Origin of the sequence: Neisseria sp. P0019.S003 (assembly GCF_051957115.1) — a bacterium.
In the GTDB taxonomy this organism is placed as follows: domain Bacteria; phylum Pseudomonadota; class Gammaproteobacteria; order Burkholderiales; family Neisseriaceae; genus Neisseria; species Neisseria flavescens_D.
The window spans coordinates 83829-109780 of sequence record NZ_JBQCWT010000006.1; the positions used below are offsets into that span (position 1 = coordinate 83829).

At 53.4% G+C, this 25952-nt stretch carries 20 protein-coding genes and 1 pseudogene; 16 read left to right on the plus strand and 5 right to left on the minus strand.

The features are described 5' to 3' along the window. Nucleotides 1–265 precede the first annotated feature (265 nt). The 5 genes and pseudogenes from accB to ACTHTS_RS09535 all read left to right on the plus strand — a co-directional run bounded on the left by accB (nt 266) and on the right by ACTHTS_RS09535 (nt 5544). Nucleotides 266–727: an acetyl-CoA carboxylase biotin carboxyl carrier protein gene (gene accB, locus ACTHTS_RS09515; protein ID WP_440369883.1), complete on the plus strand. Its 462-nt coding sequence runs from the start codon at nt 266–268 to the stop codon at nt 725–727. Between the two features lie 71 nt (nt 728–798). After that, nucleotides 799–990, plus strand: a complete 192-nt coding sequence (locus tag ACTHTS_RS09520) for a YqaE/Pmp3 family membrane protein (protein ID WP_003680299.1) — start codon at nt 799–801, stop codon at nt 988–990. 29 nt (nt 991–1019) lie between these two features. Further along, nucleotides 1020–2381, plus strand: coding sequence for an acetyl-CoA carboxylase biotin carboxylase subunit (accC, locus tag ACTHTS_RS09525; protein WP_440369884.1), 1362 nt, complete (start codon nt 1020–1022; stop codon nt 2379–2381). Between the two features lie 67 nt (nt 2382–2448). Beyond that, nucleotides 2449–3177 (plus strand): annotated as a pseudogene (locus ACTHTS_RS09530) (aminotransferase class I/II-fold pyridoxal phosphate-dependent enzyme); the annotation flags it as partial. A 144-nt stretch (nt 3178–3321) separates the two neighbouring features. Beyond that, nucleotides 3322–5544: a TonB-dependent receptor gene (locus ACTHTS_RS09535; RefSeq protein WP_440369885.1), complete on the plus strand. Its 2223-nt coding sequence runs from the start codon at nt 3322–3324 to the stop codon at nt 5542–5544. A 165-nt stretch (nt 5545–5709) separates the two neighbouring features. Here ACTHTS_RS09535 and ACTHTS_RS09540 read toward each other — a convergent pair whose 3' ends face one another. Further along, nucleotides 5710–6405 carry a siderophore ferric iron reductase gene (locus tag ACTHTS_RS09540; protein ID WP_440369886.1) on the minus strand — a complete coding sequence of 232 codons (696 nt, stop codon included), beginning with the start codon at nt 6403–6405 and terminating at the stop codon, nt 5710–5712. Nucleotides 6406–6672: 267 nt separating this feature from the next. Between ACTHTS_RS09540 and ACTHTS_RS09545 the strand changes: the two genes are divergently transcribed. The 4 genes from ACTHTS_RS09545 to katA all read left to right on the plus strand — a co-directional run bounded on the left by ACTHTS_RS09545 (nt 6673) and on the right by katA (nt 12311). Beyond that, nucleotides 6673–7437: an ABC transporter ATP-binding protein gene (locus ACTHTS_RS09545; RefSeq protein ID WP_070815053.1), complete on the plus strand. Its 765-nt coding sequence runs from the start codon at nt 6673–6675 to the stop codon at nt 7435–7437. A gap of 188 nt (nt 7438–7625) precedes the next feature. Further along, nucleotides 7626–8537, plus strand: coding sequence for an iron-siderophore ABC transporter substrate-binding protein (locus ACTHTS_RS09550; RefSeq protein WP_150537152.1), 912 nt, complete (start codon nt 7626–7628; stop codon nt 8535–8537). Beyond that, entirely contained in the window at nt 8531–10498 is a 1968-nt protein-coding gene (gene fhuB, locus ACTHTS_RS09555) for a Fe(3+)-hydroxamate ABC transporter permease FhuB (RefSeq protein ID WP_440369887.1), read from the plus strand. The genes ACTHTS_RS09550 and fhuB overlap by 7 nt, the downstream gene beginning before the upstream one ends. Before the next feature lie 298 nt (nt 10499–10796). Next, nucleotides 10797–12311: a catalase KatA gene (gene katA / locus ACTHTS_RS09560; RefSeq protein ID WP_440369888.1), complete on the plus strand. Its 1515-nt coding sequence runs from the start codon at nt 10797–10799 to the stop codon at nt 12309–12311. Between the two features lie 304 nt (nt 12312–12615). On the opposite strand, the gene groL is transcribed toward katA, so the two are convergent. Next, nucleotides 12616–14250, minus strand: coding sequence for a chaperonin GroEL (groL, locus tag ACTHTS_RS09565; RefSeq protein ID WP_049322649.1), 1635 nt, complete (start codon nt 14248–14250; stop codon nt 12616–12618). Between the two features lie 99 nt (nt 14251–14349). Then, a complete protein-coding gene (gene groES, locus ACTHTS_RS09570; protein WP_003744509.1) occupies nt 14350–14637 on the minus strand; it encodes a co-chaperone GroES in 288 nt (95 codons plus the stop codon). Between the two features lie 416 nt (nt 14638–15053). Between groES and ACTHTS_RS09575 the strand changes: the two genes are divergently transcribed. From ACTHTS_RS09575 to ACTHTS_RS09605, 7 genes are all read left to right on the plus strand, one after another. Next, nucleotides 15054–17069 (plus strand): TonB-dependent receptor domain-containing protein, encoded by a 2016-nt coding sequence (locus ACTHTS_RS09575; RefSeq protein WP_440369889.1) that lies wholly within the window; start codon nt 15054–15056, stop codon nt 17067–17069. Between the two features lie 115 nt (nt 17070–17184). Next, entirely contained in the window at nt 17185–18147 is a 963-nt protein-coding gene (locus ACTHTS_RS09580; protein ID WP_440369890.1) for a siderophore ABC transporter substrate-binding protein, read from the plus strand. Nucleotides 18148–18377: 230 nt separating this feature from the next. After that, the gene (locus ACTHTS_RS09585) at nt 18378–19346 is read left to right on the plus strand and encodes an ABC transporter permease (protein ID WP_049333632.1); all 969 of its coding nucleotides are present in this window, start codon (nt 18378–18380) and stop codon (nt 19344–19346) included. Beyond that, entirely contained in the window at nt 19336–20307 is a 972-nt protein-coding gene (locus tag ACTHTS_RS09590; RefSeq protein ID WP_063068312.1) for an iron chelate uptake ABC transporter family permease subunit, read from the plus strand. Before ACTHTS_RS09585 ends, ACTHTS_RS09590 begins: the two co-directional genes overlap by 11 nt. Nucleotides 20308–20449: 142 nt before the next feature. Beyond that, nucleotides 20450–22315 carry an acyltransferase family protein gene (locus tag ACTHTS_RS09595; RefSeq protein WP_440369891.1) on the plus strand — a complete coding sequence of 622 codons (1866 nt, stop codon included), beginning with the start codon at nt 20450–20452 and terminating at the stop codon, nt 22313–22315. 140 nt (nt 22316–22455) lie between these two features. Next, nucleotides 22456–23082, plus strand: a complete 627-nt coding sequence (locus ACTHTS_RS09600; RefSeq protein ID WP_440369892.1) for an FmdE family protein — start codon at nt 22456–22458, stop codon at nt 23080–23082. A gap of 82 nt (nt 23083–23164) precedes the next feature. Beyond that, nucleotides 23165–23923: an iron ABC transporter ATP-binding protein gene (locus ACTHTS_RS09605; RefSeq protein WP_440369893.1), complete on the plus strand. Its 759-nt coding sequence runs from the start codon at nt 23165–23167 to the stop codon at nt 23921–23923. A gap of 68 nt (nt 23924–23991) precedes the next feature. Here the strand turns inward: ACTHTS_RS09605 and ACTHTS_RS09610 are convergent, their stop codons facing one another. Together ACTHTS_RS09610 and ACTHTS_RS09615 are read right to left on the minus strand one after the other, a co-directional pair. After that, the gene (locus ACTHTS_RS09610) at nt 23992–25284 is read right to left on the minus strand and encodes a valine--pyruvate transaminase (protein WP_440369894.1); all 1293 of its coding nucleotides are present in this window, start codon (nt 25282–25284) and stop codon (nt 23992–23994) included. Nucleotides 25285–25390: 106 nt separating this feature from the next. Then, complete coding sequence (locus ACTHTS_RS09615) at nt 25391–25912, minus strand: lytic enzyme (protein WP_440369895.1); 522 nt, start codon at nt 25910–25912, stop codon at nt 25391–25393. Nucleotides 25913–25952 lie beyond the last annotated feature (40 nt).

Here is a 25952-nt window from a genome sequence, read left to right on the forward strand (position 1 = left end):
ATAAACGCTCTTGAAAAAATCACTTTTTAACAAAAATCAGCGTTCCTTTCTTTTTTCGCCGAAAAACGCCTTTTTTCTATCTTTTACTGGACATTTACCGACAAGTTCGGGAAAATAACCAGATTCATTTCTCAGGCTCCGCCCTGTTCCGACATTATTTAAACGCCGGATGGCAAACCTGCCTTCCGACGTCTCAGGAAATCATCTAAAACCACAGCGGCGCATACCCAATATGCACTTTATGCCGCGCTAAAAAGGAAAAGCAATGGATTTGCGTAAATTAAAAAAACTGATTGATTTGGTCGAAGAATCAGGCATTGCAGAAATTGAAGTTACCGAAGGCGAAGAAAAAGTCCGCATTACGCGCACCACTGCCGCCGCAGCTCCTATTTATGCTGCTCCGGCACCTGCCGCAGCCGCTCCGGTTGCCGCCCCTGTTGCTGCTGCTCCGGCACCTGCCGCTCCAACCGCCGCCCCTGCCGCTCGCGATTTGTCCAACGCGCAAAAATCGCCTATGGTCGGTACGTTCTACCGCGCCCCAGGCCCGAACGCCGCCGCTTTCGTCGAAGTCGGCCAACAAGTCAAAGCCGGCGATACTTTGTGCATCATCGAAGCCATGAAGCTGATGAACGAAATCGAAGCCGAGAAATCCGGTGTCGTTAAAGAAATTCTGGTTGAAAACGGTACTCCGGTCGAATACGGCGAGCCGCTCTTCATCATTGAATAATCCGTTTTTTCAGACGGCCTTTATCTTTAAGGCCGTCTGAAATTCCTTTTTCTGTTCATTAAGGACAAACCATGCGTCTGATTTTGGCTATTTTCTTGCCTTGGTTGCAGTTTTTCACCATCGGCCGTCCGTTTGCAGGCATCATCTGTCTGATTCTGCAATGTACGCTGGTTGGCTGGATACCGGCAGCCATGTGGTCGGTTTACGCCTTGAGCCAATACAAAACCGACCAAAAAATCCGCAACGCATTAGGCGGCCGATGAGGCCGTCTGAACCATCCGGAAAGATTATCATGCTGAAAAAAGTATTGATCGCCAACCGGGGCGAAATCGCCCTGCGCGTCCTGCGTGCCTGCCGTGAAATGGGCATCGCCACCGTCGCCGTCCATTCCGAAGCCGACAAAGACAGCCTGCACGTCAAACTCGCCGACGAATCCGTGTGCATCGGCCCTGCCGCATCTGCACAAAGCTACCTCAACATTCCCGCCCTCATTGCTGCTGCCGAAGTAACCGAAGCCGACGGCATCCACCCGGGCTACGGCTTCCTCGCCGAAAACGCCAATTTTGCCGAACAAGTCGAACAATCCGGCTTTGTCTTCATCGGCCCGAAAGCCGACACCATCCGTCTGATGGGCGACAAAGTATCCGCCAAACACGCCATGATCGAAGCCGGCGTGCCTTGCGTTCCCGGCTCTGAAGGCGCATTGCCAGACAACGGCGAAGAAATCCTCAAAATCGCCGATAAAGTCGGTTATCCCGTCATTATCAAAGCCTCCGGTGGCGGCGGCGGTCGCGGTATGCGCGTCGTCGAGAAAAAAGAAGACCTCCTCCAGTCTGTCGAAATGACCAAAGCCGAAGCAGGCGCGGCATTCGGCAACCCGATGGTTTACATGGAGCGCTATCTGCAGCGTCCGCGCCACGTCGAAATCCAAGTGATTGCCGACGAACACGGCAACGCCATCTATCTCGCCGAGCGCGACTGCTCTATGCAGCGCCGCCACCAAAAAGTCATCGAGGAAGCGCCTGCTCCGTTCATCACTGAAGAAGAACGCGCCAAAATCGGCAAAGCCTGTGCCGACGCTTGCAAACGCATCGGCTATCGCGGCGCAGGTACGTTTGAATTCCTGTACGAAGACGGCGAATTCTTCTTTATCGAGATGAACACACGCGTTCAGGTTGAGCATCCGGTTACCGAGCTCATCACCGGCGTGGACATCGTCCAAGAGCAATTGCGCATCGCATCCGGCCTGCCTTTGCAATACAAACAGGAAGACATTCAAGTCGAAGGCCACGCGTTTGAGTGCCGTATCAACGCCGAAGACCCGTACAACTTCATTCCAAGTCCGGGCCTGATTGAAAGCTGCCACTTGCCCGGCGGCTTCGGCGTCCGCGTCGACAGCCATATTTACCAAGGCTACCGCATCCCTCCTTACTACGACAGCCTGATCGGCAAAGTCTGTGTCGTCGGTAAAGACCGCGACCAAGCCATGGCCAAAATGCGTGTTGCCCTCGATGAGCTGGCGATTACCGGTATCAAAACCAATACGCCGCTGCACCGCGACTTGTTCAGCGATCCGGGTTTCCAAAAAGGTGGTGTCAGCATCCACTACTTGGAACATTGGTTGGAAGAACGCAAAGCCAAACTGGATAAATAATCCCTTGTTTTGACTAAAAATAAGGCCGTCTGAAACGCAAAATAAAGTTTCAGACGGCCTTTTTTAAGGCGAAGCAGGCTTCTTCAAATACCGCGTGGACTTTTACGCGCTGGAGAGCCTGCCCGAACTCAAAGCAGGCGAAATGGCGCGTTTGGACGCTTTGGCGCAGGAGCATGGGATTCCGCTGATTATCGACAACGCTTACGGAATGCCGTTCCCGAATATTATTTACAGCGATGTGACGCTCAACTGGCACGAAAACATCATCCTCTGCTTCAGCCTTTCTAAAATCGGCCTGCCCGGCGTGCGTACCGGCATTATTGTCGCCGCACCCGAAGTCGTCAAAGCCGTCAGCAGCCTGAACGCGATTGTGAACCTGTCGCCTACCCGCTTCGGCTCAGCCATTGCAACGCCGCTGTTGCGGGACGGTCGTCTGAAACAGCTTTCAGACGACGTCATCCGGCCGTTTTACCGCAATCAGGCACAAACTGCCGTCTCGCTGCTCAAGCGCGAGCTGGGCGCATATCCGCTGAAAATCCACAAGCCCGAAGGCGCGATTTTCCTGTGGCTCTGGTTTGAAAACCTGCCCGTTTCGTCGCAAACTCTGTACGAAATGCTCAAAGCCGAAGGCACGCTGATTATTCCGGGCGAGCATTTCTTTGTTGGCATCGATACGCAAGATTATCCGCACGCGCACGAGTGCATCCGCATGAGCATTGCTCAGGACGCGGAAACGCTGGAAAAAGGCATCGCCGCCATCGGCAGGGTGGTGCGCGGTTTGTACGATGCGGCGTAAACGGTAAAGTTGATAGCCATTCAGTCAAAAGGTCGTCTGAAAACAGTTTCAGACAACCTTTTATCATTTATTTATTTTTTTTGAAATAAAATTAATTTTCTTTTAAAATTAACCATTACGATCGACTTTTGAAAGAAAATACAAATGACTAAGCTCGCTTCCAGACTCAGCATCCTCAGCCTCTCCCTCCTTGCCGTTTCGGCGGCATTTGCCTCAGACGAACCCCAAGACCGAGAAATCTCCGAACTCGAAACCATCACCGTAACCGCCAGCGCGGACGCATCCAAGGGCGGTTTGATTCCTGCATTTAAAGGCGGACAGGTGGCGCGCGGCAGCCGCGTGGGTATTTTGGGCAATAAAAAAAACCTAGAATCGCCGTTCTCCAATACTGCTTACACCAATAGGCTGATTCAGGACAAACATGCGCGCAGCGTCGGCGACGTACTGCAAAACGACCCGACCGTCCGCGTTGCGCGCGGTTACGGCAATTTTCAGGAAGCGTATTTCATACGCGGCTTTGCCGCCGAATCGGACGATACCATGTACAATGGCCTTTACGGCATCCTGCCGCGCCAATACATCGCCACCGAGCTTTTCGAACGCGTGGAAGTCCAGCGCGGCGCATCCGCCTTCTTAAACGGCATGGCGCCGGGCGGCAACAATATCGGCGGCACGGTATCCGTATTGCCCAAACGCGCGTCCAATGAAGGATTGAACCGGCTGACTGCCAATTACGGTGCGGGAAAACGCGGTGGTTTGGCGGCGGATGTAGCGCGCCGTTTCGGACAAAATCAGGAATTCGGCGTGCGCGTCAATGCGGCGCACCATAACGGCAAAACCGCAATAGACGACGAAAAGTCCAAACTCAGCCTGGTCAATGTCGGCCTAGACTGGCGCAATGAAAATGCCCGCCTATCCGCCGATTTGGGCTGGCAGGACAACAAGCTCAAAGCCACGCGTACCAATGTTACCCTGTCAGGCCTGACCGCCGTGCCGGCCGCGCCTGATGCCTCGTCCAACTGGGCGCAGCCTTGGACGTATTCCAACGAGCGCGACTGGTTCGGCACAATGCGTGGCGAATACGATTTCAACGACAACCTGACTGCCTACGCCGCCTACGGCTTCCGCCGCAGCAAGGAAAACAATTCTCTGGCAAACCTGACTGTCGGCAATGTCAACGGCAACGGATCGATTTACCGCTTTGACAACGCGCGTAAGGATAAAATCGACACGGGCGAAATCGGTTTGCGCGGCAAATTCAATACGGGCGCGGTAGAGCACGAATGGACCGCCGCCGCCAACCGGTTCCAATCCTCGCGCAAAAACGCTTACATCATGGATTGGGGCAACCAATATACGACCAACCTCTACAACCCGTCCCGCTATCCGCAACCCGCAGCCGCCAACCCGCTGTATTCGGGCAACGACATGGGCAATCCTGCTGTTACCGGCAAAACACGCCTGACCAGCTTCGCCTTGGGTGACACCTTCAGCCTTTGGGACAAACGCCTGCAATTCATGCTCGGTGCGCGCTGGCAGCAGGTGCATAACAAGGCTTACGCCTATAATACGGGCGCGCAAACCGAAAATTACAAAAAATCGCGCCTCAGTCCCGCCGCCGGCGCGGTGTACCGCATCACGCCGAATTGGTCGGTGTACGGCAACTACATCGAAAGCCTGGGACAAGGCGCGACTGCAGGCTCGACTGCCTCCATCAACGGCCGGGTCTACGCCGTCAGCAATACCGGCGAATCGCTCAAACCCTATGTTTCCAAACAAAAAGAAATCGGCACGAAATTTGAAGCCAACGGCTTCGGCGCGGGATTGGCCCTGTTCCACACCGACAAACCGCGTTCGCTTTACGTTGCCGAAAGCAACAACACCGCCCGCTTCACCTCCGAAGGCAAAGACCGCCACCGGGGTGCGGAAATCACCGTTTACGGGGAAGTCGCACAAGGTGTGAGGCTCTTGGGCGGCATTACCCTGCTCGATGCCAAGCAGAAATCTACCGGCTCATCTTTAACTGACGGCAAACGCACCATCGGCGCGGCTAAAACCCAAGCCAACATTGGCTTGGAATGGGAAGTGCCGAAAGTGCAAGGTTTGGCATTTGACGGACGCATGGTTTACACCGGTTCTTCCTACGCCGATGCGGCCAATACGCTTAAAGTCGGCGGCTGGACGCGCTTCGACATCGGCGCGCGCTACCACACCCAAATCGGCAGGCACGAAGCCACCTTCCGCGCCCGCCTCGATAATGTTGCCAACAAGAAATACTGGGCATCCGTCGGCGGATACCCTAACAGCGGCTACCTGAACGCCGGCGCACCGCGCAGCTTCACCCTGTCGGCATCCGTCGATTTTTAAGGCAGCAAACGGCAAAGGCCGTCTGAAAAATATTCAGACGGCCTTTAAGAATGTCGGCAAACCCTTTCCCCTACCGCAAAAACAAGACAAGCTCACGACAAATCAGCCGGTTGCATTTTCAGCAGCCTCTGATGCCGTGATGTCTTTACCCGAAACCGCCCTGCCCTAAGGCCGCGTTTTCGGACAACCGCTGCAAAATTCCCCGTCTTCCCGACGGTAGTGTTGGCAGCAGGTGGCCAGTTGTGCCTGAAACCCCTGTGTTTCCCCGTCCCACACCAGCGCGCCGTTGCAGCGTACCGCCAAAGCATCCTGCCATTGCCGCGCCAGCATTTCCGTTTCACCGCGCGAGAGCAGGCGCAGGGCATGTGCGGCAGACAGAGCTTTGAGCACCGCATCGCCGAGGAAATATTCCGCCAGCTTCGCACCCAAAGGATAATGCGGACGAATCAGCGGCAGCGAGGCGTACAGATAGGCTTTCAAATCTGTGGCGGTTCGTGAAACGGCTTCCTGCCTGAGCCGCACCGTACAATCCTGCACCGCAATGCCGAAACGTGCGGTAAACAGCCCGTCGAAAGTGTGGGCAAAACCTGAAAAATCGGGCGATGCACCTTTGACCGATGCCGCCCACACACCCAGATAAACCGGCTGCCACATCCATAAAAGCCAAGTGCGGCAAGCCCAATAGACCGCCCCTGCTTCAGGATGTGCCACGGAGAGCCTGCCGAACGCCGATGCCATGATCTCCGCTTCGCGACTGTCCGCCTCTGTTTCAGACGGCCTCGCATCGCCGTCCAAAGCAGGCAGCACAAGGGCGCAGAAACGGATGATGTCTTGGATGGCGAGAGTGTTTGGGAGGCTCATGTCTGCATTTGAATTGAAATAAGAATTGTTATATTTTAACCATATCCAACCGGGCGGAAAAGTTGCCGTTTGACAGCGGACGGACAAAACCGGAACAAAGCGGCAAAGCCGCAGGCCGTACAGACAGTATGGAACCGGTTCACACGGTGTTTCAACACCTTAGCGTATCGTCCGCTTTGAACAGGACAAGCCGGTTCCGTACCGTTTTTTTGTTTATCCGCCGGCAAACATCCTCCGCCCCATTTTACCGAAAGGCCGTCTGAACCCGTGTTCCAACTACAAAACGCCTCATTTGCCGTGCCCGGGCGCACCCTGCTGCACGATATTTCCCTCTCTTTCGAACCGAACAAGGTTTACGGCCTGATCGGACACAACGGCTCGGGCAAGTCCACCCTGCTCAAGCTGCTGACGCGCCAACACGAATTGGCCGGCGGCAGGATATTGCTGGACGGCAGGGACATTCATGACTATTCCGTGCGCGGATACGCCAAAGAAGTCGCCTATCTGCCGCAGCACCTGCCGGCCGCCACCGCACTGACTGCCCGCGAGCTGGTCATGATGGGGCGTTATGCATGGAGCGGCCTTTTGGGGCGCACCAACGATGCGGACAGGGAGGCGGTCGCCCAAGCCTTCCGGCTGACGCACACCGAAAAATTTACCGGACAAATCGTCGATACCCTCTCGGGCGGCGAGCGTTCGCGCATCTGGCTGGCAATGTGCCTGGCGCAGCAAAGCCGCTTCCTGCTCTTGGACGAACCGCTCGCCGCTTTGGACATCGCCCACCAGATAGAAGTGATGGCACTGGTGCAGAAGCTGTCGCGCGATTTGGGGCTGGGCGTGATTATCGTCATCCACGACATCAATCTGGCGGCGCAATATTGCGACGAACTGGTCGCGCTCAAACAAGGGCGGCTGCTGAAAACGGGCAGGCCGTCCGAAATCATGACGGCGCAAGTGTTGAAAGACATTTACAGCGTCGAGATGAACATCATCGCCCACCCCGAAAACGGCCGCCCCGTGGCATTGCCTTGAAAAATTCTTCCAAGAAGAACACGTCGTCTGAAAAGCCGGAATGTGCAGGTCGGATACCCGTATCCGACAAAACGCAGATATTTCGGTTGCTTTGAACGGCACCGCCAATTTGAAAATATCGGATTCGAGAATCCGACCCACATTTTTCAGACGACCTTGACCCCAACCCCCGAAAGACTGCCGAACAAATGTCCCACCGCTTTTCAGACGACCTCCCCCACTTTGCCGCACGGCTGTTTCTCACCGCCGCCGCGCTGTTTGCCGTTTTTTCCCATGCCGCACCGCGTGTGGCGACTTCGGACTGGACGATAACCGAAACGCTGACGGCGATGGGGCATCCGCCCGTCGGTGTCGCCGACAGAAGGGTTTACGATACCTGGGTAAACTATCCGCCGCTGCCTGCCTCGGCGAAAGAGGCAGGTTTGCGCTTCCAGCCGAACCTGGAGAGGCTCTATCAGATCAAACCCGATTTCTTCGTACAATCTTCATGGTATGCCGCCGCCAAGCCGCAATTTGAAAAAATCGCGCCGGTACACGAGCTGGATTTCGGTACCCCAAAAGGCATCGAATACGCGCACACGCTGGATACGACGCGCAAACTGGGCAGGCTTATCGGCGATACGCCGGCTGCCGAAAAGCTGATACGCGACACGGAAAACCTGTTCGCCCGCGCCCGTCCCGTACTCGCCCCCTACCGCAACCGCCCCTTTGCGGCCGTCCAGTTTGCCGACGGCCGGCATTTGCGGATTTACAGCAAAACTTCGCTCTTTCAGGTCGTTTTCGACAAGCTGGGGCTGAAAAACGCATGGACGGGCAAGAGCAACGAATGGGGGTTTGAAAACATCACGCTGGTGGACTTGGCCAAGCTGCCGCCGGATACGGTGCTGATTATCGTCAAACCGCATCCGCAAAATACGCGGCCGGTATTGGAAAAAAGCACGCTTTGGAAAAGACTGCCGTTTAGCAGGCCGGAAAACCGCCGTATTTTCGAACCGTCGTGGAGCTACGGCGCACTACCCTCCATGCAACACTTCACTTTGCAACTGATGCGTTCGATGCCGTCTGAAACGGCATCCGCAAACAAGGAGGCCGCATGGTAAATATGTTCAGACGACCCCTGCCCCCACTTGCCGTCCTGCTGCTTCTTTTGTGTGCGCTGACGGCATGGTGGATCTTGAAGCTGGAATGGACGCTGCCGTGGCTGCGGATTTTCGACTGCCCCGATACCCTGCCCCTGGACGCACTGATGGTGCAGAACAATACCCTGCCGCGTATGGCGATGGCGCTGCTCGCCGGCGGCAGTACGGCGGCGGCAACCATGCTGATGCAGCAGCTGATGCGCAATCCGCTCGCCTCTGACGGCACGCTGGCAGTCAGCAGCGGCGCACAGACGGCACTGGTGGCGGCAACCGTATTCGCCCCCTCCTTCCTCTCCTACGGCACGTCCGCCGTGGCGTTTGCCGGTGCGGCGGTGGCCTTGGGCGCAGTCTTGTGGCTGTCGTCCCGGCGCGGCCTGCAACCGCTTACCGTCGTGCTGGCAGGCCTGGTGGTCAGCCTCTATCTCGGCTCACTGACGGGCATTGTGATGCTGTTTTTCAGCGAAGAGACGCGCGGCGTGATGCAGTGGGGCAGCGGCTCGCTGGTGCAGGACAGTTGGCGCGACACGCTGGGACTTTTGTGGCGCGTCGCCGCAACCGCCCTGTTTACAGCCTTTCTGATCAAACCGCTGACCATCATGAGCCTGGGCGACACGCAGGCGGAAGCGGTGGGCATCCCTGTCAAAAAAATCCGCCTGCTCTCGTTGGCAGCGGCGGCCTTTTTGGGCGCAAGCGTGGTCGGCTTCGTCGGCATGATGGGCTTTGCCGGACTGGCGGCGGCCACGCTGGTACGGCAGACGGGCGTGCGCACACTGCCCATGCGCCTGATCTGTTCCTTCATCATCGGCGCACTGCTTTTGATGCTGACTGACAACAGCCTGATGCTGCTGAAGCACTATCGCGGCATAGACCTGCCTGCCGGTGCAGTAACGGCACTCATCGGCGCGCCGCTTCTGCTGTGGCTGATGATGAAAACCCCGTCCCGTCCTTCTTTTCAGACGGCCTCCGACACCGCGCCTGCCGCGCTGCATACCTCGCGCCTGTTGCGCCTGCTGCCGCTGATTGCCATTGCCGCAGCGGTATTGGCCCTGACCGTCGGACGCTACGATGAAACCCTGCGCCTGACCATAGACCCCGAATATTTCGTATTCCGCTGTCCGCGCGTGATGCTTGCCGCCGCCACTGGCACCATGCTCGCGCTGACCGGCGTGATGCTGCAAAGGCTGACGCAAAATCCGATGGCAGGCCCCGAGCTTTTGGGCATCAGTTCCGGCACGGCATTCGGCGCGATGGCCTGCGTCATGCTGTTCGGCATCACTTCGGGCAGCGGCTGGTTTTGGCTGGTCGGAGTGATTTCCGCACTGGCATCCTTGGGACTGTTGATGCTGTTCAACCGCAAAAACGGGCTGACTCCCGAAAAAGTCCTGCTCACCGGCATGGCCATCGCCGCCCTTGCCGATGCCGCCATCCGCATTTGGACGGCAAGCGGCGACTACCGCGTACAACAGCTATTGGTATGGATGTCCGGCTCGACCTATCAGGCAACGCCCGAATCCGCCCTCATCGTCAGCCTCCTCGCCGCCGCTTCGCTCCTGCTCATCCTTCCCCTGCAACGCTGGCTGGGCCTGCTCAGCCTGAACGCCGATGTCGCCCAATCCACCGGCGTCAACGTCTCCCTTGCACGGATGGTGCTGATCGCCTCAAGCGCGGCACTGACTGCCGCCGCCACCCTGCTTATCGGTCCCTTGAGCTTCGTCGGCCTGCTTGCCCCCCACCTTGCCCGTATGCTCGGCGCGCGTCTGCCCGGACAGCAGCTTGCCGCCGCCGCACTCATCGGCGCATCGGTTATGATGACGGCCGACTGGCTGGGCAGGCAGATAATGTTCCCTTACGAAGTCCCCGCCGGAATGATGGCCACGCTCATAGGCGGCGCATATTTCATGATGATGATGCGCAAGCTTTAATGCGAACGGAGATACAAAAAGGTCGTCTGAAAACAGTTTCAGACGACCTTTTTGTTTAACATGTTTATTCGATAATAAAAATCTAACAAAAATAAAATCTCAATTAATAATAACAATATTAAATTGAAGTCATAGTTCCAATAGTCAAAACCTTTCTGTATAGTCCTTTTCATAGCTTAAGTAAAAGGAAAAACAAATGTCGATACAAGAAATTTATGAATGCCAAGAAACCGGCTACGAATATGCTTTTCGGCAAATCGTTTTATAAATCACTGACCATTTTGCAAAGGAAACCATCATGACTACCTCCAAATGCCCTGTTACCCACCTGACCATGAACAACGGCGCGCCCGTTGCCGACAATCAAAACAGCCTGACCGCAGGCCCACGCGGCCCATTGCTGGCGCAGGACTTATGGCTGAATGAAAAACTCGCCGACTTCGTGCGCGAAGTCATCCCCGAACGCCGTATGCACGCCAAAGGTTCGGGCGCATTCGGTACGTTTACCGTGACGCACGACATCACAAAATACACCCGCGCCAAAATCTTCAGCGAAGTCGGTAAGAAAACCGAAATGTTCGCCCGTTTCACCACCGTGGCAGGCGAGCGCGGCGCAGCCGATGCGGAACGCGACATCCGCGGCTTTGCGCTGAAGTTCTATACCGAAGAAGGCAACTGGGATATGGTCGGCAACAACACGCCCGTGTTCTTCCTGCGCGACCCGCGTAAATTCCCCGATCTGAACAAAGCCGTCAAACGCGACCCACGCACCAATATGCGCTCTGCTACGAACAACTGGGACTTCTGGACGCTGCTGCCCGAAGCCCTGCACCAAGTCACCATCGTCATGAGCGACCGCGGTATCCCAGCCAGCTACCGCCATATGCACGGCTTTGGTTCGCATACTTACAGCTTCTGGAACGAAGCGGGCGAGCGTTTTTGGGTGAAATTCCATTTCCGCAGCCAGCAAGGCATTAAAAACCTAACCAACGAAGAAGCCGCAAAAATCATCGCCGACGACCGCGAAAGCCACCAGCGCGATCTGTACGAAGCCATCGAGCGCGGCGAGTTTCCAAAATGGACGATGTACATCCAAGTCATGCCTGAAGCCGATGCGGAAAAAGTGCCTTATCATCCGTTTGACTTGACCAAAGTTTGGCCGAAAAAAGACTATCCGCTGATTGAAGTGGGCGAATTCGAGTTGAACCGCAATCCCGAAAACTTCTTCGCCGATGTGGAACAATCCGCCTTCGCACCGAGCAACCTCGTTCCCGGTATCGGCGCCAGCCCCGACAAAATGCTGCAAGCGCGTTTGTTCAATTACGCTGATGCGCAGCGCTACCGCTTGGGCGTAAACTTCCGCCAAATCCCTGTCAACCGCCCACGTTGCCCTGTTCACAGCAATCAGCGCGATGGACAAGGCCGCGCCGACGGCAACTATGGCAGTCTGCCGCACTACGAACCCAACAGCTTCGGCAAATGGCAGCAACAACCCGACTTCGCCGAACCGCCCTTGAAAATCAACGGCGACGCGGCACATTGGGACTACCGCCAAGACGATGACGACTATTTCAGCCAACCGCGCGCCTTGTTTAACTTGATGAACGACGCGCAGAAACAGGCTTTGTTCGACAATACCGCCGCAGCCATGGGCGATGCACCAGACTTCATCAAATACCGCCATATCCGCAACTGCTACCGTTGCGACCCGGCATACGGCGAAGGCGTAGCCAAAGCCCTTGGACTGACTGTCGAAGATGCTCAAGCGGCACGAGCTAACGACCCGGCTTTAGGTCAACCTGGTTTACTGTAAGTAGGTATTATGTGGATAGAAATTGAAGAAATCTTGTCTCAAACTGTCCGATACAGTCGTTCAAGCAAAAAGTAACGGTTTAGATCATTAATCAGGCCGTCTGAAACGCAAAATAAAGTTTCAGACGGCCTTTTTTATGATGAAGTTTATTTGATTTCTTCAGATTCAATAGAACTGGCTGCCCTTATTTCTCTGTAAATCATGGCGTACCCCTCACCATCTCACGCTTCTTGCTGGCAAATAAAAAACCGCACGGCTGCTTGCCGTGCGGTTTTGCTTTTTTGTCTGAAGGTTTCAGACGGCCTTACATCATGCCGCCCATACCACCCATGCCGCCCATATCAGGCATAGCAGGTTTTTCTTCAGGGATTTCAGCGATCATGCAGTCTGTGGTCAGCATCAGGCCGGCGATAGATGCAGCGTGTTGCAGCGCAGAACGGGTTACTTTGGCAGGGTCGAGTACGCCCATTTCGATCATGTCGCCGTATTCGCCGGAACCTGCGTTGTAACCATAGTTGCCTTTGCCTTCCAATACTTTGTTCACAACCACGCTAGGTTCGCCGCCTGCGTTGGCAACGATTTGGCGCAGAGGAGACTCAACGGCGCGCAATACGATTTGTACGCCTGCGTCTTGGTCGGCATTGCCGGTGTGCAGGTTTTCCAAAGCGGCACGGGCGCGCAACAAGGCTACGCCGCCGCCGGCAACCACGCCTTCTTCAACGGCTGCGCGGGTAGCGTGCAGCGCGTCTTCCACGCGGTCTTTTTTCTCTTTCATTTCCACTTCAGTAGCAGCACCGACTTTGATCACTGCCACACCGCCGGCCAATTTAGCCACGCGCTCTTGCAGTTTTTCTTTGTCGTATTCGCTGGTTGCGGTTTCGATTTGTTGGCGGATTTCAGCAACACGCGCTTCGATTTGGGCTGCGTCGCCGAAGCCGTCGATGATGGTGGTGTTTTCTTTACCGATTTCGATGCGTTTGGCTTGACCCAAGTCATCCAAAGTTGCTTTTTCCAGAGACAGGCCGACTTCTTCGGAAATCACCACGCCGCCGGTCAGGATGGCGATGTCTTGCAACATGGCTTTGCGGCGGTCGCCGAAGCCAGGGGCTTTAACGGCAACGGTTTTCAGAATACCGCGGATGTTGTTCACCACCAAAGTCGCCAAGGCTTCGCCTTCTACATCTTCAGCGATAATCAACAGCGGACGGCTGGCTTTGGCCACTTGTTCCAAAACAGGCAACAAGTCGCGGATGTTGCTGATTTTTTTGTCGAACAACAATACAAACGGATTGTCCAAAGCAGCGATTTGTTTTTCAGCATCGTTAATGAAGTAAGGAGACAGGTAGCCGCGGTCGAACTGCATACCTTCAACTACGTCCAGCTCGTTTTCCAAAGACTTGCCGTCTTCAACGGTAATCACGCCTTCTTTGCCGACTTTTTCCATCGCTTCGGCGATAATCGCGCCGACTTGTTCGTCAGAATTGGCAGAAATAGAGCCGACTTGGGCGATTTCTTTAGAAGTATCGCAAGGTTTGGCGATGTTTTTCAGCTCGTCAACCAAAGCGGCAACGGCTTTGTCGATACCGCGTTTCAGGTCGGTCGGATTCATGCCGGCGGTAACGTATTTCATGCCTTCGGCAACGATGGATTGCGCCAATACGGTTGCAGTAGTGGTACCGTCGCCGGCTACGTCGTTGGTTTTGGACGCAACTTCTTTCACCATTTGCGCGCCCATGTTTTCGAATTTGTCTTTCAATTCGATTTCTTTTGCAACAGACACACCGTCTTTAGTGATGTGCGGGCCGCCGAAAGCGCGGTCGAGCACCACGTTGCGGCCTTTAGGGCCCAAAGTTACGCGTACGGCGTTTGCCAATACATTGACGCCGTTTACCATTTTTTGGCGAACTTCATTGCCGAATTGTACGTCTTTTGCTGCCATTTAAATTCTCCAAATCAATATTAAAAATCTGTTTGAGGCCGTCTGAAAACTTCATATTTGATTCAGACGGCCTTTTGGTTCTGAAACTTAATTCAACAATTATTCAACGATACCGAAGATGTCTTCTTCACGCATTACCAACAGCTCTTCGCCGTCGGCTTTTACAGTTTGGCCGCTGTATTTGCCGAAGATCACTTTGTCGCCGACTTTGACATCCAGCGGACGGCGCGCGCCGTCTTTACCGATTTTGCCCGCACCCACGGCGATTACTTCGCCCATGTCGGGTTTTTCAGCAGCCGCACCCGGCAAAACGATGCCGGAGGCAGTTTTTTCTTCAGCTTCTAAGCGTTTGACGACTACGCGGTCGTGTAAAGGGCGGATGGTCATGTCTTAATGCTCCGATAAATAAATAGATTGAAAACAATTGTCTGTCGGACATGACAGACACGGTTTGCTTGAAAATAGCGGCACACTTAGTAGAAAGCCTGCCGTAATGGCGAGTAGATTTGGGTTGTTTGCGACAAATTCAAGGGAAAAAGTAAAAATTTCTATGCAGTCTTTCCAAATATTTTCATACACAAAAATGTTCGAGTACATATTTTTTAGACGGCCTGATATACCAACTGCAAAGTTTGTTTAAAAACAACTCACTTCCTTAACAAATTCAATACAACTCTTTACAACTGTTTCTTTTATATGCATTATTATAAATGATGATTATTCTTAATTGCATATTTTAAAGATAATTTCTCTTTATTTGCTTTTATTTTTTATTACTGTCATTTTATTAAGGACATTTCTCAATGAATACGCCCCTGTTCCGACTGAGCCTGCTGTCACTGACACTGGCGGCCGGTTTTGCACACGCAGAAAATGAAGCCAAAGACAATGTTGTGCTTGATACCGTTACCGTCAAAGGTCAGGCCACAAGCGCCACACACCGCGTAACGACGAAACGTATGGAAGAAACGACTTCCACTGATTTAAAAGACGTATTGTTCAACGAACCCTCTATCAGTTTCGGCGGTGGCAACGGTCAGTCGCAGTGGGTAACCATCCGCGGCATGGGACAAGACCAAATAGACTATAAAGTTGACGATACCTACACCGACAGCCAGATTTTCCACCACAACGGCCGCTTTATGCTTGACCCCACATTGGTAAAAGTCGTTGCCGTGCAAAAAGGTACGGGTTCGGCCTCTGCAGGTATCGGTGCAACCAGCGGCGCAATTGTTGCCGAAACGGTTGAAGCCAAAGATTTACTGAGGGAAGGTCAAAACGTCGGTTTCAAAGTCAATGCCGGCATCAGCAGCAATAAAGGCTATTCACGCGGCGCAAGCATTTACGGTCAGGCAGGCGGTTTTGACGCTTTGGTTTCAGGCAATTTCGTACGCGACAAAGAATACACGGCAGGCAAAGGTTACCGTAATCTGCTCGGAAGCGATAAGGTTTTAAACAGTGGATTGGGTTCACGCGGCTTGTTGGGCAAAATCGGCTATCGTTTCAACGAGGACAACCGTATTGAATTAAGCCACCGCCAAGAGAAACAATATGGGGAACGCGCCCTGCGCGAAGAGTTCGATTTCTCGCAAGTCTTCCAAACCGACCGCCGCACAGGTCAATACGTTTTGGATGCCAACGGCAACCGTATTCCGAATACCGCCAACAACTCGCCGCGTTACCGCACGCTGACCCAAGACACCACCAACTTGGAATTCAAAGGCGGAAACTTGGGCTTTATTGACAAAATCAAAGCCAATGTTTACCGTTTGAATACCAAACGTGATGAAGTCCCCAGTCCAGATTATGAATTGGACGGCGAAGTACGGACATACGGAGCCAACCTCAATCTCGACAGCCGTCTATTTGACCGCCATACCTTGAAATACGGAGTAAACTGGCGCACTCAAAAAAGCAGCTCAAAAGGAGAAAACAGCGAGAAGAAAAGCGATGCCGGCGTATATGTAGAAGGCATTTGGGATTTCTCACCGGTTACGCTGACCACAGGTTTGCGCTATGACCGCTGGAAAATGAAAACCAGCAGTAATACAGAAAATTCAGACGGCAACCTCAATCCAAGCATCGGGCTGGTTTATGACATTACCCCTGATTTTTCCATCAACACCAGCCTGAACTATGCAACCCGCAGCCCCCGCCTGTACGAAGCAGCTTTAGCAAACAACAGGCCGATTATTTCATCACCTGACTTGAAAGCAGAACGCTCGCGAAATGCAGAAATCGGCTTTAACTACCACTGGAATTCTGCCCTGACGCTCTCCGGCAGCTATTTCCATCAGCAAATCAAAGATGTACAGGCCATCCGTCAAGAAGGACGAAACAACGTCTGGTATAACGGCGGCAAGCTGAAAAACACAGGTTACGAACTGAACGCAGCCTACCGCTGGAAAGGTCTGACCGCACGTGCAGGCGTAGCCTACAGCAAACCGAAGCTGAATGGCGATACCGCTGACAAAGTAACGACCGCCATCCCGATGGGACGCACATGGACAACCGGTCTCTCTTACCAATTCGACAATCCGAATCTGGAAATCGGCTGGCGCGGACGTTATGTCCAAAATGCAGGCTATGCTCCGACCTCGCGCGGCTCTGATGTGGCTCTGAATGTCGTCCGTGCAGGCTACGGCGTCAACGATATCTTCGCCAACTGGAAACCGACAGGCAAAGACGATTTGAACGTCAACTTCTCCGTCAACAATGTCTTTGATAAAAACTACAAGCCGCACAGCCAGCGCGCAGGTGCCAATTCTCTGCCTGAACCAGGCCGCGATGTCCGCTTGAGCGTAAACTACCGCTTCTAAGCAATCAGCTTGAAAAGGCCGTCTGAAAACAAAAGTTTTCAGACGGCATCTAGCTTTATAATCCGATACAAGTTATCATTTCTATTTACTTTATTTCCGACCACGGAGAAACCCTATGTTACGTTTGACCGCTTTAGCCGTATGCTGCACCCTCGCTTTGGGTGCGTGTTCACCGAAAGATTCTGCGTCCAACCAAGCCCAAACTGCTTCCGCTTCTGCCGCCCAAACCGAAGGTGCAAGCCTGACCGTTAAAACGGCGCGCGGTGAAGCAAAAGTGCCGCAAAATCCGGAGCGTATCGCCGTTTACGATTTGGGCATGCTCGATACTTTAAACAAACTGGGCGTGAAAACCGGTTTGTCCATCGACAAAAACCGCCTGCCCTACTTGGACGAATATTTCAAAACGACCAAACCTGCCGGCACGCTGTTTGAGCCTGACTACGAAGCACTCAACGCTTACAAACCGCAGCTCATCATTATCGGCAGCCGTGCAGCCAAAGCGTTTGACAAGTTGAACGAGATTGCGCCGACCATCGAAATGACCGCCGAAACCGCCAATCTGAAAGAAAGTTCCAAAGAGCGCATCGATGCGCTGGGGCAAATCTTCGGCAAACAGGCCGAAGCGGACAAGCTGAAAGCGGAAATCGATGCTTCGTTTGAAGCGGCGAAAACTGCTGCGCAAGGCAAAGGCAAGGGTTTGGTGGTATTGGTCAACGGCGGTAAGATGTCGGCTTTCGGCCCTTCCTCACGTTTGGGCGGTTGGTTGCATAAAGACATCGGCGTTCCCGCTGTTGATGAATCGATTAAAGAAGGCAGCCACGGCCAGCCTATCAGCTTTGAATACCTGAAAGAGAAAAACCCTGATTGGCTGTTTGTTTTGGACCGCGGCGCGGCCATCGGCGAAGAAGGTCAGGCGGCAAAAGATGTGTTGAACAATCCGCTGGTTGCCGAAACGACCGCCTGGAAAAAAGGACAGGTGGTTTACCTTGTTCCTGAAACTTATTTGGCGGCCGGTGGCGCGCAAGAATTGCTGAACGCTTCCAAACAGGTCAGCGATGCGTTTAATGCGGCCAAGTAATTCGGCGCGGGCATAGCCGCCCGCTTCTTTCAGACGGCCTGAACGGTTTGATGACTCACATGGTCAAGTTGCTTGATCTGAAGTCATTGGATTTAGGCCGTCTGAAAATACATGGTGCAAATGGACAATTTTTGCCTGTTTGCATCTGTTTTTATGATGGGCAAACCTGCTTTTTTTGCCAAATACCTTAACCCTTCTTTCAGACGGCCTTATTTTTTCCGAACCATTTTATGTTTCACAAACCTTCATTTTTAAATGCGATCAACGGCGTGGCGCTGCTGATATTGTTTGCCGTCAGCCTGTCAGTCGGCGTGGCCGAATTCAAATGGTCCGCCCTGTTTTCGCTATCCGACAGCCAGCAAGTGATGTTCATCAGCCGCCTGCCGCGCACGTTTGCGATTGTGCTGACGGGTGCGTCGATGGCGGTGGCCGGCATGATTATGCAGATTTTGATGCGCAACCGTTTTGTCGAACCGTCGATGGTGGGTGCAAGTCAAAGCGCGGCTTTGGGTTTGCTGCTGATGACCCTGCTGCTTCCGGCCGCGCCGCTACTGGCAAAAATGTCGGTTGCCGCCGTTGCCGCGCTGATCGGGATGTTGGTCTTTATGCTGCTGATCCGCCGCCTGCCGCCGACCGCGCAACTGATGGTGCCTTTGGTCGGGATTATTTTCGGCGGTGTGATTGAGGCGGTGGCCACCTTTATCGCGTATGAAAACGAAATGCTGCAAATGCTCGGCGTGTGGCAACAGGGCGACTTTTCCGGCGTGTTGCTCGGGCGGTATGAGCTGTTGTGGGCAACGGGGATTTTGGCTTTGTTTGCCTATTTGATTGCCGACCAGCTGACGATTTTGGGTTTGGGCGAAACAGTAAGCGTGAACTTGGGGCTGAACCGGACGGCGATTCTGTGGTCGGGGCTGATTATTGTGGCGCTGATTACGTCTTTAGTGGTCGTGACGGTCGGCAATATTCCGTTTATCGGCTTGGTCGTGCCGAACATCATCAGCCGCCTGATGGGCGACAAGCTGCGCCAAAGCCTGCCTGCAGTGGCCTTGCTGGGCGCGTCTTTGGTATTGCTGTGCGATATTGTCGGACGCGTGATTGTGTTTCCGTTTGAAATTCCGGTCTCTACGGTTTTTGGAGTGATGGGGACGGCTTTGTTTTTATGGCTTTTATTAAGGAAACCTGCTCATGCCGTCTGAAAAAAATATCGGTTTTATGGCAGGAAGCAGCCGTCCGTTGTGGGTGGCCTTTGCGCTGTTGCTGGTTTCCTGCGTCCTGTTTATGACGCTCAACGTCAAAGGCGATTGGGACTTTGTTTTGCACCTGCGCCTGACCAAGCTTGCCGCGCTGCTGATGGTCGCCTATGCGGTCGGCGTGTCCACGCAACTCTTCCAAACGCTGACCAACAATCCGATTCTGACCCCTTCGATTTTGGGTTTCGATTCGCTGTATGTGTTTTTGCAGACCTTGCTGGTGTTTACGCTCGGCGGCGTGGGCTATGCTTCCCTGCCGTTGACGGGTAAATTCGGCTTTGAACTGGTCGTCATGATGGGCGGATCGCTACTGCTGTTCTACACGCTCATCAAACAGGGCGGACGCGATTTGTCGCGCATGATTTTAATCGGCGTGATTTTCGGGATTTTGTTCCGCAGCCTGTCATCGCTGCTTTCGCGCATGATTGACCCCGAAGAATTTACCGCCGCACAGGCGAATATGTTTGCCACCTTCAATACCGTCCACTCGGAATTGTTGGGCATCGGCGCAATCGTGTTGCTCATCAGCGCCGCCGTGATCTGGCGCGAACGCCACCGCCTCGATGTTTACTTGCTCGGCCGCAATCAGGCCATTAATTTGGGCATCAACTACACGCGCAATACCTTATGGCTGCTGCTCTGGATCGCCGCATTGGTTGCGACTGCCACCGCCGTTGTCGGCCCAGTAAGCTTTTTCGGCCTGCTGGTTGCCGCGCTGGCCAACCATTTTTCTCCGTCGGTCAAACATTCCGTCCGCCTGCCCATGACTTTTTGTGTCGGCGGCATCCTATTGGTCGGCGGGCAAACCATCTTCGAACACTTCCTCGGCATGCAGGCCGTATTGAGCGTAGTCGTCGAATTTGCAGGCGGATTGGTATTTTTATATTTGGTGTTGAAAAAGAAATAAATTAAACGTGCCCAAACGCTCGCAAAAATAAATTCAGGCCGTCTGAAATCCATGTTTTCAAAATATTTAACCCTTGAAATGAAACTAAATTTCTGACATGTACTCATAGTAAACATTACTAGATTTACTAGAATTACAAAAAATGAGCACGACATTAAAATACCGTCCTGACTTGGACGGCATACGGGCTTTGGCAGTCTTGGCTGTCATTATTTTCCACATTGACGCCGCTTGGCTGCCCGGCGGTTTTCTCGGCGTGGATATGTTTTTCGTTTTGTCCGGCTATCTGATCACCACCATCATCAGCCGCGAAATGCAAAACGGCAGTTTTTCGTTTTTAGAATTCTACAAACGCCGCGCGAAGCGCATTTTGCCTGTTTTTTCCTGCGTATTGCTGTGTACGAGCTTGGCCGCCGCAATCTTTTTCTTGTCGTTTGACCTGCGCCAATACGTCAAATCCGCAGTGTTTGCGTTGCTGTTTTCGGCCAACCTGTTTTTTGCACGGCGCGGCGGCTATTTCGATGCCGATGCGGCGGAAAAACCTTTACAGCACATTTGGTCTTTATCGCTGGAAGAGCAGTTTTACTTTGTTTTTCCAGTTTTGCTGACTGCTTTTTTCCGATTCAGCAAAGGGCGCAACATCCGCCAATTCATCCTTTTGCTGATTGTATTGAGCCTATTGTCCGTCTTTTTGCCCACCTTCGGCATGGATCCTTATTTCCTGCCTTATGTGCGCGCATACGAGCTGCTGATCGGCGCGCTTTTTGCCTTTATTCCGCCCTCCCAAACCAACGACCGTTTCAGCACGCCCCTGGTCGGCTGGGCGATGATGGCGGTGATTGCCGCCATGCTGCTGCTTCCTTACGGCGTGTTGCCCGGCGAAGGCAATATCGAACGGCTGCTGTGCTGTACGGCGGTTGGCGGCTTGATTTACTCGGGCAAAACCCTGCAAACGCAAAACGGCTTCAATACCGCCAAACTGTTGAGCCTCAAGCCCGTTGTGTTTATCGGTTTGATTTCCTATTCGCTGTATCTGTGGCATTGGGTGGTCTTGGCCGTCATGCGCTATGTTTACATGGACAACGCTTTGCCGATGTCCGCGATTGTATTGGCAGTGGTGCTGATATCGGGCTTGTCCGTTTTGTCCTATTACTTTGTCGAAACACCGGCGCGACGGATAAAGAATTTCACCACCAAGAAATTCATCGGGGTAATCGCCGCCTATTTCGCCCTGCTGATTCCTGCCGCCGGATACCTGCTGACTGCCAAACCGGCCGCATACGAGGCAAACCTATATACGGTTGACGAAAGTAAAATCTGCGCGGATACCTTGACCAAAACCGACTGCGCTGTCGGCGCAGAAAACCAAAGCAGCAAAGTCCTGCTGATGGGCGACTCCCACGCCGCCCACCTGACGCCCTTTATCGATATGGTGGGCAAACAGGAAGGCTTTGCCGCCGATGTTATTTCGTCCAACAGCTGCGGCGTTGCCTTCGGCTTCCTTCTGCCGCAAAGCGACCGACGTGCCAACCGCTGCAACCCTTACAACCGCTTTATCGCACAAAAGGTTGAAAACTATCCGGTGGTCTTTATCTCGCAACGTTGGTTCCTGCATACCGACAAGCCCGGTTTTACGGATCATTTCGGCAAAATGCTCGACACCCTGATCCAACAGGGCAAGCAGGTTTACGTCTTTGCCGACACGCCGATGAGCGCGCAACTGCCCCTGCGCCATTACTACCTGAAACAGCGTCTCGGCATCGACATGCAATACGTTTCCGAGCATAAAAAAGCGGAAATTGCCCGCTCCGCCGAAGCGAACAAAACCATAGAAAACATCGTCAAACAGCGGCCTGCCGTGCATTGGGTCAACATCATGGGGCCGATTCCGGCAGACAAAACCATAGACGGCCTGCCGATATATTTTGACACCAACCACCTCAACACCCACGGTGCGACAAAACTGGCGGAAAAATTTATACAGGACAAAAAAATACTCCTAAAATAACACCGCAGTTTCAGTCAGAAACCTTTGCCGCAATACTGAATACAAATGCCGCTCAAAGCGCAGCAAACAGTATGCCGCAAAGGTTTCAGGCCGTCTGAAACCTTCAGACGGCCTAAGCAAACCCATAAAGGACAACCCTCATGACACAAGAACGCCTCCCTTCATTCTTCGATAATGCCCCGACCATTACCGTCCAAGACGCATTGGCCGACTTCCTCGGCGCAGCCGAAAACGGCATCCTCACTTACCACTACGCCGATGCCGTGCGCCTGTGCGGCCATTCCTGCCCAACCGTTGCCGGAGCCTACCTGATGGTGGTCAAAGGCCTGAAAGCCCTTTACGGCGCAGAGCTGCCGCAACGCGGCGACATTGAAGCCTTTATGCAGGGCGAGCGTGACGAGGGCACGACCGGCGTGACCGCTTCCGTCGTCCAACTCCTTACCGGCGCGGCACCTGAAACCGGCTTTGGCGGCGTAGGCCCGGCCGGACGCTTTGCCCGCCGCCATTTATTGTCCTTTGGTGCAGGCGAAATCAACGGCACACTCGCGCTCCGCCGCCGCGATACCGGCAAAACCGTTGCCGTCAGCCTCAACGCCGCGCTCCAACCCTTTGCGCCGCAAATGCGCGACATCATGCCCAAAGCCGTCAGCGGCAACGCAAGTGCCGACGAACTCAAACAATTCGGCGAGCTTTGGCAAGAACGCGTCCGCGCCTTCCTGATCGACCAAGCCGACAATCCCGAATTTGTCACCGTCAACGAAATCTAAAACGTCATAATCAATAAGTTTCAGACGGCCTTAAAACTCAAGGCCGTCTGAAACCCCCAATTTCCCATTTTCGGACCCGCCTATGATTACCATCCGCAACGTCAGCCACACCATCGGCAGCAACCCCATCCTCAACGACGTCAGCCTCGACATCCCCGAAGGCGGCATTACCGCGCTAATCGGCCCGAACGGTGCTGGCAAGTCCACCCTCCTCTCCTTTATGGCGCGCCTGCAACCCTTGGTACACGGCGACATCAGCTACGCAGACAAAGACATCAAAACCACCCCCACCGCCGAACTCGCCCACACGCTTTCCATCCTCACCCAAGAAAACAGCATCATGAGCCGCATTACCGTGCGCGACCTGCTCATGTTCGGCCGCTATCCCTACCACCAAGGCAGGCCGTCTGAAAACGACAAAACCATCGTCGAAGAAGCGCTTGCCGAGTTCCACCTGCAAGACTTTGCCGATCGCTACCTGACCGAGCTTTCCGGCGGCCAACGCCAACGCGCCATGATTGCTATGGTGTTCTGTCAGCGTACCGACTACGTTTTGCTGGACGAACCGCTGAACAACCTCGACATGTATCATGCCCGCTCCCTCATGCAAATCCTGCGCCGGCTGACCGACGAACACAAACGCACCACCGTCGTCGTACTGCACGACATCAACCAGGCCGCCGCCTATGCCGATTACGTCGTCGCCATGAAAAACGGCCAAGTCGCCATGCAGGGCAAGCCCAACGATATTTTCACCGCCGAAAACATCAAAATCCTATTCGATATGGACGTCAACGTCCTCGATTACGAAGGCAAAAAACTGGTTATCCACCATATCTAAATCCGACAAAAAGGCCGTCTGAAACCAGATTGTTCAGGTTTCAGACGGCCTTTGTCTATTCAAAGCATTTATTTTTTATCGTACAAACCGCGGACCACGCGACCAAACGCGGCAATGCCTTTTTCCAGCGTTTCCGCGTCCTGCGCAATGCTCATGCGGATGCACTCGTGCGCGTGCGGATAGTCTTGCGTATCAATGCCGACAAAGAAATGCTCGCCCGGAATAATCAGCGTGCCTTCGGCCTTGAGCATTTCGTACAAGGTTTGCGACGAAACAGGCAGGTTTTCAAACCAAAGCCACAAGAAAATCGCACCTTCAGGCTTGTGGATTTTCAACGGATACGCGCCCAATTCGCGTTTGAGCAGGGAAACCGCCGTTTGCGCCTGCTGACGGTAAAACGGCTGAATCACTTGGTCGGCCAGCTGTTTCAGACGGCCGTCGTTCAACAGCGGAGCCGCAATCGCCGCGCCGAAACGGGTTGGCGACAGGTTCACAATCGCGTTCAGGCTGCTGACGGCTTTGACGACTTCGGGTGCGGCGACAATAATGCCGGTACGCACGCCGGGCAGGCCGATTTTAGAAAGGCTGAAGCAGAGGATGATGTTTTCGTGCCAGTTGAGCGTCACATCGCTGTAAATAATATTCGGAAACGGCATTCCGTAAGCGTTGTCGATAATCAGCGGAATCCCGTGTTCCTGCGCCAAAGCGTCCAAACGCGCCATCTCGCCGTCGGTCAACACATTGCCGGTCGGGTTGGTCGGGCGCGAACAGCAAATCGCACCGATTTTGCCCTCTTTCAATTCAGACAGGCTCTCCAGCGCGTCAAAGTCCACGCGGTATTTGAAAAAGCCCGCTTCGCCTTCGTGTTCGACATTTTCGATTTTCGGTTTTACCGAAATAAAATGCTGCCCCTCGACATGCACGTCGGCATAACCTATATATTCAGGCGCCAGCGGCAGCAAAATGGCTTTCTCAGCCGTTTGGCCGTCTGAAAGATTGAATTTGCCGCCAAACAGGTTAAACAAATAGAAAAACGCGTTCTGCGAACCGTTGGTCAGCGCGATATTGTCCGCCGTCAGGTTCCAGCCGTATTCACGGTTGAGAAACTCAGTCAAAGCCGCAATCAGCGCCGCGTCGCCCTGCGGATTGGAATAATTTCCGATATTCTCAACAGCATGTTCCGCCGCCAGCTTGGAGAACACATCGGCGAACACCGCATTGACTTCAGCAATCTTTGCCGGATTGCCGCCGCCAAGCATATTGACGGGCTTATCGCTTTTGAGCGCGTCGCCCAAATCGTCCATCAACTGCAAAATACCGCTGTGTTGTGTGAATTTTTCGCCGAATGCTGAAAACTGCATGGAAACTCCGTTGCTGAGTGTGTAAAAAAATAAACCGCTATTATAAGAACAAAGGCCGTCTGAAAACCAGTTATCCTGATCTTTCAGACGGCCTTTAGTTCCTCAGCTATCTATGCTGAATAACCCGATAGCCATTTTCTACGCTTTTACCTGTCTTGGCACAAAGTTCATCGCCGCATCGCACGATATTGGCTCTATTGATGCGACCGACCATATCTGCATCCTGTCGTTTTTGGTCAATCAACATTGTATAAAAGAAAGATAATGCCAATCCACCAATAACCAATGTTGCCATTGCAAGCGAAATAACCCATACCAAACGTGAAGAAATCTTCTGATTTTCTTCATTTACCTTATTCAAATATACATTGAATTCACGTACTTGATCAGCCATTTGATTGCGTGCCTTTTCCATGTCACGCACATAACCAGCCACAGAATTTGACATTTCTTTCGTCACTTCCGCGCGTACCATCTCTGTAATCATCTTACGTTGATCGTAAAGTGATTTATCCAATTTATCCTCAAGATTTTGGACAATCTGATGAGCACTTTGCCTAAATTGTACCATTACCTCGGCGGTTTCAAGCAAAAGATTATGTGCCTGTTCAAGTTCGTTATTATTCATACGTAACTATCTATTGAAAGAATAAGGAAAAAACGTGCCA

Excerpts from the sequence above, each read along its gene's own strand:
- ACTHTS_RS09610 (WP_440369894.1), bottom strand. The coding sequence starts at position 25,284 with ATGCAGTTTTCAGCATTCGGCGAAAAATTCACACAACACAGCGGTATT.
- ACTHTS_RS09585 (WP_049333632.1), top strand. The coding sequence starts at position 18,378 with ATGTTTCACAAACCTTCATTTTTAAATGCGATCAACGGCGTGGCGCTG.
- fhuB (WP_440369887.1), top strand. The coding sequence starts at position 8,531 with ATGGTAAATATGTTCAGACGACCCCTGCCCCCACTTGCCGTCCTGCTG.
- ACTHTS_RS09520 (WP_003680299.1), top strand. The coding sequence starts at position 799 with ATGCGTCTGATTTTGGCTATTTTCTTGCCTTGGTTGCAGTTTTTCACC.
- ACTHTS_RS09615 (WP_440369895.1), bottom strand. The coding sequence starts at position 25,912 with ATGAATAATAACGAACTTGAACAGGCACATAATCTTTTGCTTGAAACC.
- katA (WP_440369888.1), top strand. The coding sequence starts at position 10,797 with ATGACTACCTCCAAATGCCCTGTTACCCACCTGACCATGAACAACGGC.
- accB (WP_440369883.1), top strand. The coding sequence starts at position 266 with ATGGATTTGCGTAAATTAAAAAAACTGATTGATTTGGTCGAAGAATCA.
- ACTHTS_RS09575 (WP_440369889.1), top strand. The coding sequence starts at position 15,054 with ATGAATACGCCCCTGTTCCGACTGAGCCTGCTGTCACTGACACTGGCG.
- ACTHTS_RS09595 (WP_440369891.1), top strand. The coding sequence starts at position 20,450 with ATGAGCACGACATTAAAATACCGTCCTGACTTGGACGGCATACGGGCT.
- ACTHTS_RS09605 (WP_440369893.1), top strand. The coding sequence starts at position 23,165 with ATGATTACCATCCGCAACGTCAGCCACACCATCGGCAGCAACCCCATC.
- ACTHTS_RS09580 (WP_440369890.1), top strand. The coding sequence starts at position 17,185 with ATGTTACGTTTGACCGCTTTAGCCGTATGCTGCACCCTCGCTTTGGGT.
- groES (WP_003744509.1), bottom strand. The coding sequence starts at position 14,637 with ATGACCATCCGCCCTTTACACGACCGCGTAGTCGTCAAACGCTTAGAA.
- accC (WP_440369884.1), top strand. The coding sequence starts at position 1,020 with ATGCTGAAAAAAGTATTGATCGCCAACCGGGGCGAAATCGCCCTGCGC.
- ACTHTS_RS09600 (WP_440369892.1), top strand. The coding sequence starts at position 22,456 with ATGACACAAGAACGCCTCCCTTCATTCTTCGATAATGCCCCGACCATT.
- ACTHTS_RS09590 (WP_063068312.1), top strand. The coding sequence starts at position 19,336 with ATGCCGTCTGAAAAAAATATCGGTTTTATGGCAGGAAGCAGCCGTCCG.
- groL (WP_049322649.1), bottom strand. The coding sequence starts at position 14,250 with ATGGCAGCAAAAGACGTACAATTCGGCAATGAAGTTCGCCAAAAAATG.
- ACTHTS_RS09540 (WP_440369886.1), bottom strand. The coding sequence starts at position 6,405 with ATGAGCCTCCCAAACACTCTCGCCATCCAAGACATCATCCGTTTCTGC.
- ACTHTS_RS09550 (WP_150537152.1), top strand. The coding sequence starts at position 7,626 with ATGTCCCACCGCTTTTCAGACGACCTCCCCCACTTTGCCGCACGGCTG.
- ACTHTS_RS09535 (WP_440369885.1), top strand. The coding sequence starts at position 3,322 with ATGACTAAGCTCGCTTCCAGACTCAGCATCCTCAGCCTCTCCCTCCTT.